General features: G+C 65.1%; 13 protein-coding genes. 3 read left to right on the top strand and 10 right to left on the bottom strand.

Translation table 11 applies throughout. The annotated features are described in order from the left end of the window. Window positions 1-24: 24 nt before the first annotated feature. Window positions 25-2,823: a preprotein translocase subunit SecA gene (secA, locus tag ACLB1G_RS12300; RefSeq protein ID WP_491627494.1), complete on the bottom strand. Its 2,799-nt coding sequence runs from the start codon at window positions 2,821-2,823 to the stop codon at window positions 25-27. A 236-nt stretch (window positions 2,824-3,059) separates the two neighbouring features. On the opposite strand from secA, the gene ACLB1G_RS12295 reads away from it, so the two are divergent. Next, the gene (locus tag ACLB1G_RS12295; protein ID WP_491627493.1) at window positions 3,060-3,545 is read left to right on the top strand and encodes a DciA family protein; all 486 of its coding nucleotides are present in this window, start codon (window positions 3,060-3,062) and stop codon (window positions 3,543-3,545) included. Window positions 3,546-3,559: 14 nt separating this feature from the next. Here the strand turns inward: ACLB1G_RS12295 and lpxC are convergent, their stop codons facing one another. The 3 genes from lpxC to ACLB1G_RS12280 form a co-directional block, all read right to left on the bottom strand. Beyond that, a complete protein-coding gene (gene lpxC, locus ACLB1G_RS12290) occupies window positions 3,560-4,495 on the bottom strand; it encodes a UDP-3-O-acyl-N-acetylglucosamine deacetylase (RefSeq protein WP_491627492.1) in 936 nt (311 codons plus the stop codon). A 248-nt stretch (window positions 4,496-4,743) separates the two neighbouring features. Beyond that, window positions 4,744-5,586 carry a DMT family transporter gene (locus tag ACLB1G_RS12285; RefSeq protein ID WP_491627761.1) on the bottom strand — a complete coding sequence of 281 codons (843 nt, stop codon included), beginning with the start codon at window positions 5,584-5,586 and terminating at the stop codon, window positions 4,744-4,746. 145 nt (window positions 5,587-5,731) lie between these two features. After that, entirely contained in the window at window positions 5,732-6,496 is a 765-nt protein-coding gene (locus ACLB1G_RS12280; protein WP_491627491.1) for a helix-turn-helix transcriptional regulator, read from the bottom strand. A gap of 90 nt (window positions 6,497-6,586) precedes the next feature. Between ACLB1G_RS12280 and ACLB1G_RS12275 the strand changes: the two genes are divergently transcribed. Together ACLB1G_RS12275 and hisC are read left to right on the top strand one after the other, a co-directional pair. Further along, on the top strand, window positions 6,587-7,360 hold the full coding sequence (locus tag ACLB1G_RS12275) for a class I SAM-dependent methyltransferase (protein WP_491627490.1): 774 nt from the start codon (window positions 6,587-6,589) through the stop codon (window positions 7,358-7,360). Window positions 7,361-7,449: 89 nt separating this feature from the next. Further along, window positions 7,450-8,508, top strand: coding sequence for a histidinol-phosphate transaminase (hisC, locus tag ACLB1G_RS12270; protein ID WP_491627489.1), 1,059 nt, complete (start codon window positions 7,450-7,452; stop codon window positions 8,506-8,508). Here the strand turns inward: hisC and ACLB1G_RS12265 are convergent, their stop codons facing one another. From ACLB1G_RS12265 to ACLB1G_RS12240, 6 genes are all read right to left on the bottom strand, one after another. After that, window positions 8,509-8,784, bottom strand: a complete 276-nt coding sequence (locus ACLB1G_RS12265) for a type II toxin-antitoxin system RelE/ParE family toxin (RefSeq protein ID WP_491627488.1) — start codon at window positions 8,782-8,784, stop codon at window positions 8,509-8,511. It abuts the gene before it with no gap. Then, complete coding sequence (locus ACLB1G_RS12260; RefSeq protein WP_491627487.1) at window positions 8,781-9,137, bottom strand: hypothetical protein; 357 nt, start codon at window positions 9,135-9,137, stop codon at window positions 8,781-8,783. The genes ACLB1G_RS12265 and ACLB1G_RS12260 overlap by 4 nt, the downstream gene beginning before the upstream one ends. A gap of 51 nt (window positions 9,138-9,188) precedes the next feature. Further along, window positions 9,189-9,692 (bottom strand): peroxiredoxin, encoded by a 504-nt coding sequence (locus ACLB1G_RS12255; protein WP_491627760.1) that lies wholly within the window; start codon window positions 9,690-9,692, stop codon window positions 9,189-9,191. Between the two features lie 215 nt (window positions 9,693-9,907). Then, entirely contained in the window at window positions 9,908-11,128 is a 1,221-nt protein-coding gene (ftsZ, locus tag ACLB1G_RS12250) for a cell division protein FtsZ (protein ID WP_491627486.1), read from the bottom strand. Window positions 11,129-11,245: 117 nt separating this feature from the next. Next, window positions 11,246-12,478 carry a cell division protein FtsA gene (ftsA, locus tag ACLB1G_RS12245; RefSeq protein ID WP_491627485.1) on the bottom strand — a complete coding sequence of 411 codons (1,233 nt, stop codon included), beginning with the start codon at window positions 12,476-12,478 and terminating at the stop codon, window positions 11,246-11,248. 14 nt (window positions 12,479-12,492) lie between these two features. Beyond that, on the bottom strand, window positions 12,493-13,308 hold the full coding sequence (locus ACLB1G_RS12240; RefSeq protein WP_491627484.1) for a cell division protein FtsQ/DivIB: 816 nt from the start codon (window positions 13,306-13,308) through the stop codon (window positions 12,493-12,495). Between the last annotated feature and the right edge of the window lie 6 nt (window positions 13,309-13,314).

Raw genomic sequence — 13,314 nt, 5'->3', positions numbered from 1 at the left:
GAGCGCTGGGCTCCGGTTTTTTTGTTATGCCAGCTTGCCGTGGCAAGCCTTGTACTTCTTGCCGCTGCCGCAGGGGCAGGGGTCGTTGCGGCCGACTTTGAGGCCCATGTTGAGCAGCTCCTCGCCGCTCAGGCCCTGCAGCTCGGGCGGCAGGCCGGCCAGGTTGGGCAGGCCGCCGGCCGCCGGGGCCAGCAGTTCTTCCGGCGCCGCGTTCGGGTTGAAGGCGGCGTGCTGGTAGCTGACGTTTTCCACGTGCGACTGCTGCATGGCCGCCTCGGCCGCGTCGATTTCCTCGCGCGACTGGATGCGCACCGTCATGATCAGCTTGACCACTTCGTTCTTGATCATGTCCAGCATCTGGCCGAACAGCTCGAAGGCTTCGCGCTTGTATTCCTGCTTGGGATTCTTCTGCGCATAGCCGCGCAGGTGGATGCCCTGGCGCAGGTGATCCAGCGCGGCCAGGTGCTCGCGCCAGTGGCTGTCCACGCTTTGCAGCATGACGTTGCGCTCGAAGCCGCCAAACGATTCCTTGCCGACGATATCGATCTTCGACTGGTACAGCTTGTCGGCCGCGGCCAGCACGCGCTCCAGGATGTCCTCGTCGGTCAGGTTGGGCTCGGATTCCAGCATGGCGCGCAGCGGCACGTCGATCTGCCATTCGGCCGCCAGCGCCGCCTCCAGGCCCTTGATGTTCCATTGCTCTTCCACCGATTCCTCGGGCACGTACTCGCGCACCAGGTCGGTAAAGGCGCCGTGGCGCAGCGATTCGATCAGTTCCGAGATGTCGGTGGTTTCCAGCAGCTCGTTGCGCTGCTGGTAGATCACCTTGCGCTGGTCGTTGGCGACGTCGTCGTATTCCAGCAGCTGCTTGCGGATGTCGAAGTTGCGCGCCTCGACCTTGCGCTGGGCCGATTCGATGGAGCGCGACACGATGCCGGCCTCGATCGGTTCGCCTTCCGGCATCTTCAGGCGGTCCATGATGGCGCGCACGCGGTCGCCGGCGAAGATGCGCAGCAGCGGATCATCCAGCGACAGGAAGAAGCGCGAGGAACCCGGGTCGCCCTGGCGCGCGGCGCGGCCGCGCAGCTGGTTGTCGACCCGGCGCGACTCATGGCGCTCGGTGCCGATGATGTGCAGGCCGCCGGCCGCCACCACCTGCTCGTGCAGGGCTTGCCAACCGTCGCGCAGGGCCTGGGCCTGGGCCGCCTTGTCGGCCTCGCTCAGGCTGTCGTTGGCCTCGATGAACTGGATCTGTTTCTCGACATTGCCGCCGAGGACAATGTCGGTGCCGCGGCCGGCCATGTTGGTGGCGATGGTGATGGCTTTCGGGCTGCCGGCCTGGGCGATGATTTCCGCCTCGCGGGCGTGCTGCTTGGCGTTCAGCACATTGTGCGGCAGGCCGCCCTTGGTCAGGATGCCGGACAGCAGCTCGGAATTCTCGATCGAGGTGGTGCCGACCAGCACCGGCTGGCCGCGCTCGTAGCAATCCTTGATCTCCAACATCATGGCCTTGTACTTCTCGGCGGCCGACTTGTAGACCTGGTCGTGGCGGTCCTTGCGCTGCGATGGACGGTTGGGCGGGATCACCACGGTTTCCAGGCCGTAGATTTCCTGGAATTCGTAGGCTTCGGTATCGGCCGTGCCGGTCATGCCGGCCAGCTTGCTGTACATGCGGAAGTAGTTCTGGAAGGTGATCGAGGCCAGGGTCTGGTTCTCGTTCTGGATCTTCACGCCCTCTTTCGCTTCGACGGCCTGGTGCAGGCCGTCCGACCAGCGCCGGCCCGTCATCAGGCGGCCGGTGAATTCGTCGACGATGGTCACTTCGCCATTCTGCACCACGTAATGCTGGTCCTTGAAGTACAGCGCGTGCGCGCGCAGCGCCGCGTACAGGTGGTGCACCAGGGTGATGTTGGCGGAATCGTACAGCGAGGCGCCTTCCGGCAGCAGGCCCATCTTGGTCAGGATGGCTTCGGCCTTCTCGTGGCCGGCCTCGGTCAGCAGCACCTGGTGCGCTTTCTCGTCCTTGGTGTAGTCGCCCGGGACTTCGACCTTGCCCTTGCCGTCCGGGGTTTCCTCGCCGACCTGCAAGGTCAGCATCTTGGGCACTTCATTGATCTTGTAGTACAGGTCGGTGTGGTTCTCGGCCTGGCCCGAGATGATCAGCGGGGTGCGGGCTTCGTCGATCAGGATGGAGTCCACCTCGTCCACGATGCCGAAGTTGAGCGCGCGCTGCACGCGGTCGCGCTTGTCGAACACCATGTTGTCGCGCAGGTAGTCGAAGCCGAATTCGTTGTTGGTGCCGTAGGTGATGTCCGAGGCGTAGGCGGCCTGCTTGGCCGAGTGCTCCATTTGCGACAGGTTGATGCCGGTGGTCAGGCCCAGCCAGCCGTACAGCTTGGCCATGGTTTCGGCGTCGCGCTGGGCCAGGTAATCGTTGACCGTCACGATGTGCACGCCCTTGCCTGACAGCGCATTCAGGTAGGCCGGCAGGGTCGCGGTCAGGGTCTTGCCCTCGCCCGTGCCCATTTCGGCGATTTTGCCATAGTGCAGGACCATGCCGCCGAGCAGCTGCACGTCGAAGTGGCGCATCTTGAACACGCGCTTGCTGGCTTCGCGGCAGACGGCGAATGCTTCCGGCAGGATGGCGTCCAGCGTCTCGCCATTGGCGATGCGTTCCTTGAAAGCAGGCGTCTTGGCTTGCAGCTCGGCATCCGACAGTTTTTCCATGGCCGGTTCGAGCGCATTGATCTCGCGTACCGTTTTTTGGTATTGCTTAAGCAGGCGCTGGTTGCGGCTGCCGAAAATCTTGGTCAGAAAGGACATGCTTGAATTCTTGAAAAAACGCCGTTTAAAAAAAGCCCTGTAGGTGTCAACGCCTTACCGCACGGAGTTCAACTATGGCAAAAGTCGCTGATTTTAGCATGCGACGCGGCCAAGGTTGGGACATAGCCATATATAACAATGGCACCGGGTTTAACAATGACACAAAATCAATATATTTTATCGCAAGGATGGTCGGCGGTGCGTGCGGCAGCGCGCCATGGGATAATACCGGGGCCATGCGATTCAATTCTTCCAACATCTCACTGAAGCGTCCCACCGCTGTCGGCGCCACCGACTTCCTGCGCCGCGACGACAAGATGGCGGCCCTGCTGCCGGCCATCGAGCGCATGGCGCGCCTGCAGCGCGATTGCGCCGAGGCCCTGCCCGCCATGTTCCGGCTGTGCGAGATCCTGTCCTTCGATAAGGGCGTGCTGCTGCTGTCCACGCCCAATGCGGCGGTCGCGGCCAAGCTCAAGCAGCAAGTCCCTCAGCTGAGTGCGGCCCTGGCCCAGCGCGGCTGGCAGGTCGAGAGCGTGAAATTGCGGGTGCAGATGGTGAAGGCGGCCGAGATCAAGCCGCAGATGCGCGCCCTGTCGCTGCCGGACAAGGCGGTCGAAGCATTCGACGAACTCGGCAATACGCTGGAAGAAACGCCGCAGAACTCGGCGCTGATTGCCGCCGTCAAGGCCATGGTGGCCAAGCGGCGTCAGGGGTTGGGCTGACTCTGGGGGCTAGCTCAAGTAAGTGCCCACTCTCGGGCCATCTGCCGTACATACGACGGTGGCGCCACCTCCAGGCTGTCGAAGGACACGATCTCATATGCATCCGGATGCTTGAGCAGCTCCAGCAGCAGCTGGTTGTTCAAGCCGTGGCCGGACTTGTGCGCCTCGTAGCTGGCCAGCAGCGGGTGCCCGACCAGGTACAGGTCGCCGATGGCGTCCAGGATCTTGTGGCGCACGAACTCGTCCTCGTAGCGCAGGCCGTCCGAATTGAGGATGCGGTATTCATCCATGACGATGGCGTTTTCCATCGAGCCGCCGCGCGCCAGGCCTATGCCGCGCAGCATTTCCACGTCCTGCATGAAGCCGAAGGTGCGGGCGCGGGCCACGTCGTGCACATAGGAGACGTCGCCGAAATCGACCTTGGCGCGCTGGGTGGTGCCATCCACGGCCGGGTGGTTGAATTCGATGAAGAAGTCCAGCCTGAAGCCATTGTAGGGGCTCAGCCGGGCCCATTTTTCCCTGTCGCCCGTGCCTTCGCGGATTTCCACCGGTTTCAGCACGCGGATGAACTTCTTGGCGGCCGGCTGTTCTTCCACGCCGGCCTGCTGCAGCAGGAACACGAAGGACGAGGCCGAGCCATCCATGATGGGGATTTCCTCGGCGCTGACGTCGATGTACAGATTATCCAGCCCGAGGCCGGCGCAGGCCGACATCAGGTGCTCCACGGTGGACACGCGGGCGCCCTCGCGCACCAGCACCGAGGCCATGCGGGTGTCGCCCACGGCCATGGCGCTGGCCGGGAATTCCACGATGGGGCTGAGGTCGACGCGGCGGAACACGATGCCGGTGTCGGGCGCGGCCGGACGCAGGGTCAGCTCGACCTTGGTGCCGGAGTGCAGTCCCACGCCGGTAGTGCGGACCAGTTCTTTGATGGTGCGTTGTTTTAGCATGATGGCCGATTATAGCGAAGTTGCGACAGCCGCGCCCGGCGCGGCCTTGCCTCCAAGAGGACGTTTCAACATGAACGTGGCTAGGCGCGGCTCCGAAGACAGTGCGGCTGCACGGCGAGGAGCTGCAACGACGCCATGCTCATTTTAAGAACCCGTTTCAAAATGAGCAGGGCTAGGCACGGCGACGAAGACAGTGCGACTGCACGGCTAGGAGCCGTAACGACGCCATGCTCATTTTGAAACGGGTTCTAAGGGTGCTCGGCCTCGCTGTGGACCGATTCGCGCCGCACCAGGTAAACACCGCTGGCAATGATGATGGCGGCGCCCAGCAGGGTGTAGCCATCCGGCAGGGTCTGCCACAGCAGCCAGTCCAGCCCCACGCCCCAGGCCAGGGCGGTGTACTCGAAGGGCGCCACGATGGAGGCCTTGCCCATGCTGAAGGCGCGCGTGATGGCGATCTGACCCAGGAAGCCGCTGACGGCCAGCACCGCCAGCGGCAGCAGGTCTGCGGCGCGCACCGGCGTCCACACCCTGGCCGACATCACGGAACCGAACACCGCCATGATCACCAGGTACCAGAACATCATGGATTCGTGGCTGTCGGTGCGGGCCAGGATGCGGCTGGCGATGGCCGAGACGGCGTAGCAGGCCGCCGCGCCCAGGATGGCCAGGCCGCCCATGGTCAGCATGCCGGCGCCTTCCGGCCGCAGCACCACCAGCACGCCCATCAGCCCGACCACGATGGCGCACCACTGCGCCTTGTCCACCCTCTCCTTCAGGATGAACACGGACAGCGCGGTGATCAGGGCCGGCGCGATGAAGAAGATGGAATAGGCTTCGGCCAGCGACAGCTGGCTCAAGCCATAGGCGAAGGTGGTCAGCATGCCGGTGCCCAGCACGGCGCGGAACAAATGCATGCCCCAGCGGATGCGGTGGATGCTGCGGAAGGCGCCGCGACTGGCCATGTAAGCGCACAGCAGCGGCAGCGCGCACAGCGCGCGCAGGGCCGTGACCTGGGTAGCCGGGTAGTGGGCGGACAGCACTTTCATGGACGTGTCCATGACGGAGAACAGGGCGACGGCGGCCAGCATCGCGTAGATGGCGCGCAGGTTTTCTTTACGGGAGGACAGGGCAAGCTCCTTGCGGGCGGCCAAGGCGGCCGGGGGAACGTCCATGTTGGCGACGTCCAGAGCCAGGACCAAAGATTATAGCAACCTTCCACAGCGGCTGGAACCGCTAGCCCGCCGGCAGCAGCATCACCAGCTTGAGGTCGGGGCGGTGGGCCAGGCGCAGAGTGGCCTGCTGGTAGGCCAGCGTGCCACGCCGTGGATGGTGGAAGCGGCGCAGGCCGCCTTCTCGGGCGGCCACTTCCTGGCGCGTCCACAGGGCGGCGAAGTCGGCGCTGCTGCGCTCCAGCTCACCCACCAGATCGGACAAGGGCGGCTGCGCGGCATGCTTGCCGGCGTCGGCCCGGAACTCGGCCACCAGCCGGTGCGCACGTTCCGGCCAGTCGGCGATCAGCTGGCGTGCGCCCGCTGCGCCGAACATGTAGCACAGCAGGTTGGGGCGTCCTCCCTGCCCGTCCAGCCACCCCGTGAACAGTTCGGCAGCCTGGCCGTTCCAGGCCAGCGCATCCCACTGGCGGTCCAGGATGTAGGCCGGCGCATGAATGGCCGCCACGATGGCCTCCAGGCCTTCGGCCCCGCCATCGCCCTTGTCCTCGCGCGGGTCCAGCCGTTCGGCCAGGGTGAACAGGTAGGCGCGTTCGGCCGCCGTCAGCTGCAGCACCTCGGCCAGCCGTGCCAGCAGGGCCGCCGAAGGAGACACCTCCCGTCCCTGCTCCAGCCAGGTCAGCCACGTCGGACTCACGCCGCACAGCTGCGCCAGCTCCTCGCGCCGCAGCCCCGGCGTGCGCCGCCTGCCGCCAGCAGGCAAGCCGGCGGCAGCCGGGCTGACACGCTCGCGGTGGGTGCGGATGAATGCTCCTATCTTGTCGTGCATGGTAGTCCTTATACCAGTATCAGTACTGGTCTTGTTACAGGATGGATAGCTGCCTATTCTGAGGCATCCCAGCCCAACAAGGAGAACACCATGCAGCAGCAAGCCGTCGTCGCACAACAATTCGGCAACACCGCCAGCGCCTACCTGAGCAGCGCCGTGCATGCGCAAGGGGCCGACCTGGCGCGCTTGAAAGAGGCCGCCGCCGCGCTGGGCCGGCCGCGCGTGCTGGACCTGGGCTGCGGCGCCGGCCACGCCAGTTTCGCCGTGGCGCCGGCCGCCGCCAGCGTGGTGGCCTACGACCTGGTCCAGCCCATGCTGGACGTGGTGGCCGCAGCCGCGCGCGAGCGCGGCCTGGCCAACATTGAGACCCGCCAGGGCAACGCCGCCGCCCTGCCCTTTGCCGGCGCCAGCTTCGACATGGTGGTGACGCGCTTTTCCGCCCACCACTGGCTGGACGTGCCGGCCGCCCTGAACGAGGTGCGGCGCGTGCTGGCGCCAGGCGGCCGCTGCTACATCATCGACATCACCGCGCCGGAACAGCCGCTGTACGACACCACGCTGCAAGCGGTGGAGCTGCTGCGCGACGGCTCGCATGTACGCGACTACCGCCCGTCCGAATGGTGCGCCATGCTGGCCCAGGCCGGCTTGTACCACGTCCAGCGCGGCAGCTGGAAGCTGGAGATGGTGTTCGGCGACTGGGTGGCGCGCATGCGCACCCCGCCCGGGCGGGTGGCGGCCATACTCAGCCTGTGGGACAGCGCGCCGGAGGAAGCACAGCGCTACTTCCGCGTGCAGCCGGACGGCTCCTTCACCATCGACTCCACCCTGTTCGAGGCGGCTGCCGAGGATATCCTGCAACCGTAAGCCCGCCGCGCGGCGGCCCGTCCCTGGGGCGACGGGCCGATTCGCGGTATCATGGCAGGCCGTACGCCAACCACCGCAAGAGCCTAGCAATGAGCCGTTACTGGAGTCCCGTCGTCCACAGCCTGACCCCCTACACCCCGGGCGAACAGGTGCAGATCCCCAACCTGATCAAACTGAACACCAACGAAAATCCGTACGGCCCCTCGCCCATGGCAGTGGCAGCCATGCGCCAGGCCGCCGGCGACACCCTGCGCAAGTATCCCGACCCGAACGGGACCGCGCTCAAGGACGCCCTGGCGCAACTGCACGGCCTGCGCCGCGAACAAGTCTTCGTCGGCAACAGCTCGGACGAGGTGCTGGCCCATACCTTCCAGGCCCTGCTCAAGCATGAACTGCCGCTGCTGTCGCCGGACATCAGCTACAGCTTTTACCCGACCTACTGCAGCCTGTACGGCATTGATCACCGCACGGTGCCGCTCAACGACGCCTTCGAGATCGATGTGGAGGATTACGACCAGCCCTGCGGCGCCATCATCCTGGCCAATCCGAACGCGCCGACCGGCCACGCCCTGCCACTGGAGCGCATCGAAGCGCTGCTGCGCGCGCATCCGGAACAGGTGGTGGTGGTGGACGAAGCCTATGTGGATTTTGGCGCCGAGAGCGCGGCCACGCTGGTCGACCGCTACGATAACCTGCTGGTGATACAGACCTTTTCCAAATCGCGCTCGCTGGCGGGGCTGCGGGTCGGCTTCGCGCTCGGCCATGCCGACCTGATCGCCGGCCTGGAGCGGGTCAAGAACAGCTTCAACTGCTACCCGCTGGGTCAGGTGGCGCTGGCCGGCGCGGTGGCGGCCATCGAAGACCGCGCCTACTTCGAGCGCACCCGCGACGCCATCGTCGCCACGCGCGAGCGCCTGGCGCTGGAACTGAAAAGCCTGGGGTTTGACGTGCTGCCGTCGAAAGCCAACTTCGTGTTCGCCCGCCACCCGCGCCACGACGGCGCCCGGCTGGCGGCCGCGCTGCGCGAGCGCGCCATCCTGGTACGCCACTTCAAGGCGCCGCGCATCGACCAGTTCCTGCGCATCTCGATCGGCACCGACGCCGAATGCGGCCACTTGGTGGCGGCGCTGGCCGAGCTGACGGCCTGATCAGGGATACTTACGCCGGGCGTGAAGCACGGGCAAGGCAGTCACCGTTACCTGATCCTCGCGCAGGACGACGATATAGTTGCGGTGCGCAGCCAGCTCTATCGTGCCGGGCACCCTGCCCGTCCTGCGAGGAAAATTCGGATCGGCCAGTTTGCCCACCTGGCTGTCTATGTGCAGCCAAAGCTCAGCGGCCGCGCGGGGGCTGAAGCGCGCGACATGGGCGGCTATCGCCTGCAGTTCGGCCAGATAAGTGGCCGTTCTCAGCACGCGCTTCATGACGCATCGCGTTCAGCCTTCTTTGCTGCGACCAGGCGTGCCCACTCGTCTTCCGGGATAACTGGATTGCTGCCGTCGGCCAGGCCATCGAGCGCGCTGTGGACCTTGCGCGCGAACCAGGCATCATACGATTCCTGAACGTCTTGCACTCCGTATTGCCTGAGTAGCATATCAGCCTCCGTGGGATGGGAAAATCGCAGCGTCTCGCCCTGCCCGGAGATCAAGGACATGGCATCGCCCCTGCCCTGTAACAGCACCGCATAGGCGGCGCCGTCAAAATGTATCGTGGCGGCAGGCGGCGTATCGTTGACCAGCAGCGCGCGCAGCTCATCCAGCGTAACGGTATTTTTCATGACAGGCCTCGACATAAAACAAAACGGCGCCGCGGCGCCGTTTGTTTTTGCTTACAGCTGGCCCAGCAGCGTTTCGGCGTTCGAGACTTCGAACTTGCCGCCCTGCTCGACGTTGAGCTGCTTGACCACGCCGTCTTCCACCAGCATGGAATAGCGCTGCGAGCGGGTGCCCATGCCGAATTTGCTGAAGTCGGCATCCAGGCCCAGCGCCTTGCTGTAGTCGGCATTGCCGTCGGCGAACATGCGCACCACGCCGGTGGCTTTCTGGTCGCGGCCCCAGGCGCCCATCACGAAGGCGTCGTTGACCGAGATGCACCAGATCTCATCCACACCCTTGGCCTTGAACTCGGCCGCGTGTTCCACATAGCCCGGCACGTGCTTGGCCGAGCAGGTCGGGGTGTAGGCGCCCGGCAGGCCGAAGATGGCGATCTTCTTGCCCTTGACCAGGTCCTGCACCTTGAAGGTGTTCGGGCCCAGGCTGCAGCCTTCGGTTTCGACTTCGATGAACTCGGACAGGCTGCCTTCCGGCAGGGTGTCGCCAATTTTAATGGTCATCATGACTCCTTGTGTATGGATAAAGAACGGATGAAAAAAAACCGCGCCGGAGCGCGGTCGCGCCCCAGGCATCTTACACAGTATGCCTGAAGCGGCGGGTTTGTGCCGACTGGCCAGAGCGCGCTTCAAAATGAGCGTGGCTAGGCGCGGCGCCGAAGGCAGTGCGACTGCACGGCGAGGCGCCGCAACGACGCCACGGTCTTTTTGAGCGGGCTCTAGTCGGCCTGCTTGCGCAGGAAGGCGGGAATGTCGTAAGTCTCCATGCCGTTCTTTTCCATGGCGCGCACCTGCTCGGAAGCGGTCTCGCGACGCCACACGGCCGGCGCCTTCATGCCGTCGAAGGCTTGCGCCGCGCCGCCGCCCAGGCCGCCGGTAGCGCCCATGGACACGGAAGCGGCCGCGCCGCCCATCGATGCCGAGGGCATCAGCGGACCATTGTGGGTACCAGTACGCAGCATTTGCTGCGGCACCAGCTGCACGTGCTTCTTGGCCTTGCCCAGGCCGGTGGCGACCACGGTCACGCGGATGGAATCGCCCATCTCGTCGTCGTAGGCGATGCCCTGGGCGATGGACGCGTCCGGTGCGGCAAAGGCGCGCACGGCGGCCATGACTTCCTTGATTTCCTTGCCCTTCAGGCTGCGCGAGGCGGTCACGTTGACCAGCACGCCGCGCGCACCGGACAGGTCGACGCCGTCCAGCAGCGGCGAGGCCACGGCCTGCTCGGCCGCGATGCGGGCGCGGTCGATGCCGGACGCGGTGGCGGTGCCCATCATGGCCTTGCCCTGCTCGCCCATGATGGTCTTGACGTCGTTGAAGTCGACGTTGATGTGGCCCGGCACGTTGATGATCTCGGCAATGCCCGCCACAGCATTATTCAGCACATCGTCGGCGTGCTGCAGCCACTCGATCAGCGACTCGTCCTCGTAGATCTCTTCCAGCTTCTCGTTCAGGATCACGATCAGCGAATCGACGTTGGCCGACAGCTGCTCCAGGCCCTCGTCGGCGATGTCCATGCACTTCTGGCCTTCGTGCGAGAACGGCTTGGACACCACGGCCACGGTCAGCGCGCCCAGGTTCTTGGCCACTTCGGCCACGATGGGAGCGGCGCCGGTGCCGGTGCCGCCGCCCATGCCGGCCGCGATGAACACCATGTGGGCGCCGCGCAGCGCATCCTCGATGCGGGCGCGCGATTCCTCGGCCAGCTTGCGGCCCACGTCCGGCTTCATGCCGGCGCCCAGCCCGGTTTCGCCGATCTGGATGATGTTGTGGGCCTTGGACGCGGACAGGGCCTGGGCATCGGTGTTGGCGGCGATGAACTCCACGCCGGACATGCCCTTGTTGATCATGTGCTGCACCGCGTTGCCACCAGCACCGCCTACCCCGACGACCTTGATCACGGTACCCAAAGCTGCGTTATCGACCATATCGAACTCCATGATTTGCTCCCTATCAGTATGCCGTTTTCAAGCGCCAGTCCTCATATCGGTAGGAGAACTGGGGATTGAAAACCGCGGTTGATTACATTGATGTATAAAATTCTTCCCCTGCCCGGCCTAGAAGTTACCCAGGAACCATTCCTTCATGCGCTGCCACACTGCCTTGACCGACCCATCCTGGCGCGTCACGATATGCCCACGCAGGTACTGCTTTTTCGCTTCCAACAACAGGCCCAGCACGGTGGCGTAGCGCGGGCTGCGCACCACGTCGGCCAGCTGGCCACGGTAGTCCGGCGTGCCCAGGCGCGCCGGCTTCAAAAAGATATCCTCGGCCATCTCCACCATGCCGGGCATGATGGAGGTGCCGCCGGTGAGCACGATGCCGGACGACAGCACGCCTTCGTAACCCGATTCGCGCACCACCTGGTGCACCATGGCGAACAGCTCCTCGACACGCGGCTCGACCACGGCGGCCAGCGCCTGGCGCGACAGGTTGCGCGGGCCGCGGTCGCCCAGGCCCGGCACTTCCAGCGACTCGCCCGGATCGGCCAGCACCTGCTTGGCCACGCCGTAGCGGATCTTGATTTCCTCGGCCTCGGTGGTCGGGGTGCGCAGCGCCATGGCGATGTCGTTGGTGATCTGGTCGCCCGCGATCGGGATCACGGCCGTGTGGCGGATGGCGCCGTCCGAGAACACCGCCACGTCCGTCGTGCCGCCGCCGATATCGATCAGCACCACGCCCAGTTCCTTCTCATCCGGGGTCAGCACCGCGTCGGCCGAGGCCATGGGCTGCAGGATCAGGTCCGACACTTCCAGCCCGCAGCGGCGCACGCACTTGACGATGTTCTGCACCGCCGACACGGCGCCGGTCACGATGTGCACTTTCACTTCCAGGCGGATCCCGCTCATACCGATCGGTTCGCGCACATCTTCCTGGCTGTCGACGATGAATTCCTGCGGCACCGTGTGCAGCAATTGCTGGTCGGTCGGGATGTTAACCGCTTTCGCCGTTTCGATGACGCGCGCCACGTCGGTGGCCGTCACTTCCTTGTCCTTGATGGCCACCATGCCGCTGGAATTGAAGCTGCGGATATGGCTGCCCGCGATGCCGGCGTAGACATTGCGGATCTTGCAGTCGGCCATCAGCTCGGCTTCCTCCAGCGCGCGCTGGATGGACTCGACGGTGGCTTCGATGTTGACCACCACGCCTTTCTTCAGGCCCTTGGATTCATGCTGGCCCAGCCCGATCACCTCGTGGCGCCCGTCGGACATCACTTCGGCCACCACCGCCACCACCTTGGAGGTGCCGATGTCGAGGCCGACGATCAGGTTTTTCGCGTCTTTTGTCATGTCTTTCGCCTACCCTACTGTGTGTGCTTGATGGGGCTCGCGCCCGTTTGTTTTTTTACCAGCGACTTCGGTTTCGCGCCTTCGGCCGGGATCTTCAAGCCTGCCGCGCTCAGGGCCAGGCCGTTCTGGTAGCGCATGTCGATGGTCTCGATGTTCTGCAAATGCGTCACCAGCTGCGGATAAATGCTGAGCAGGCGGTCCACCCTTTCCTTCAGGGTGGTGGCGGTCTGCTCGCGGCCCAGCTCCACGCTCATACCGTTGTCCAGCTTGACGGTCCAGGCGTAGCGGCCCGACAGCGACAGCGCCTGCGGCACCAGCTTGAGCGGCGCGAACCAGGTGCGCAGCTCGTCGTAGCGCGACAGCACTTCCTTCTCGCTGCCGTCCGGCCCGTCGAATTCCGGCAGCGTGTGGTCTTCCTCGGCCTCGGCCAGGTTGGCGGTAAACACGTCGCCCTTGGTCGACAGCAGGCGGCCATCCTCGCCCCAGGTGCCCAGCGCCTCGTGCTCCTCCAGCGTGATGATCAGCTGGTCGGGCCACTCGCGCCGCACGGTGGCGCGCCGCACCCAGGGCACGGACTCGAAGGCTTGCCGCACGTTGTCCAGGTTGGCCGTGAAGAAGTTGCCCTTGATGCGGCCCAGCGCGTTGTTACGCAGGGTCAGTTCGCTCACATGGCGCAAGTCCTCGCGGTCCATGCTCTCCACGCGGATGGTGCGCAGGTTGAACATGGGACGCTGGGCCAGCCACCACACGCCGGCAGCCGCGCAAGCCAGCACCGACAGCGCGAACAGGCCGCTGGCGGTGGCGTTCAAGGCTTTGGCGTCATGCCACATACGGTC

The sequence above is a fragment of the Duganella kummerowiae genome (genome assembly GCF_053572355.1).
This window is presented reverse-complemented; position numbering and strand designations above follow the sequence as displayed.

Coding starts and splice junctions, on each gene's coding strand:
- secA (WP_491627494.1), bottom strand. CDS start 2,823: ATGTCCTTTCTGACCAAGATTTTCGGCAGCCGCAACCAGCGCCTGCTT.
- ACLB1G_RS12295 (WP_491627493.1), top strand. CDS start 3,060: ATGCGATTCAATTCTTCCAACATCTCACTGAAGCGTCCCACCGCTGTC.
- lpxC (WP_491627492.1), bottom strand. CDS start 4,495: ATGCTAAAACAACGCACCATCAAAGAACTGGTCCGCACTACCGGCGTG.
- ACLB1G_RS12285 (WP_491627761.1), bottom strand. CDS start 5,586: ATGCTGGCCGCCGTCGCCCTGTTCTCCGTCATGGACACGTCCATGAAA.
- ACLB1G_RS12280 (WP_491627491.1), bottom strand. CDS start 6,496: ATGCACGACAAGATAGGAGCATTCATCCGCACCCACCGCGAGCGTGTC.
- ACLB1G_RS12275 (WP_491627490.1), top strand. CDS start 6,587: ATGCAGCAGCAAGCCGTCGTCGCACAACAATTCGGCAACACCGCCAGC.
- hisC (WP_491627489.1), top strand. CDS start 7,450: ATGAGCCGTTACTGGAGTCCCGTCGTCCACAGCCTGACCCCCTACACC.
- ACLB1G_RS12265 (WP_491627488.1), bottom strand. CDS start 8,784: ATGAAGCGCGTGCTGAGAACGGCCACTTATCTGGCCGAACTGCAGGCG.
- ACLB1G_RS12260 (WP_491627487.1), bottom strand. CDS start 9,137: ATGAAAAATACCGTTACGCTGGATGAGCTGCGCGCGCTGCTGGTCAAC.
- ACLB1G_RS12255 (WP_491627760.1), bottom strand. CDS start 9,692: ATGACCATTAAAATTGGCGACACCCTGCCGGAAGGCAGCCTGTCCGAG.
- ftsZ (WP_491627486.1), bottom strand. CDS start 11,128: ATGGAGTTCGATATGGTCGATAACGCAGCTTTGGGTACCGTGATCAAG.
- ftsA (WP_491627485.1), bottom strand. CDS start 12,478: ATGACAAAAGACGCGAAAAACCTGATCGTCGGCCTCGACATCGGCACC.
- ACLB1G_RS12240 (WP_491627484.1), bottom strand. CDS start 13,308: ATGTGGCATGACGCCAAAGCCTTGAACGCCACCGCCAGCGGCCTGTTC.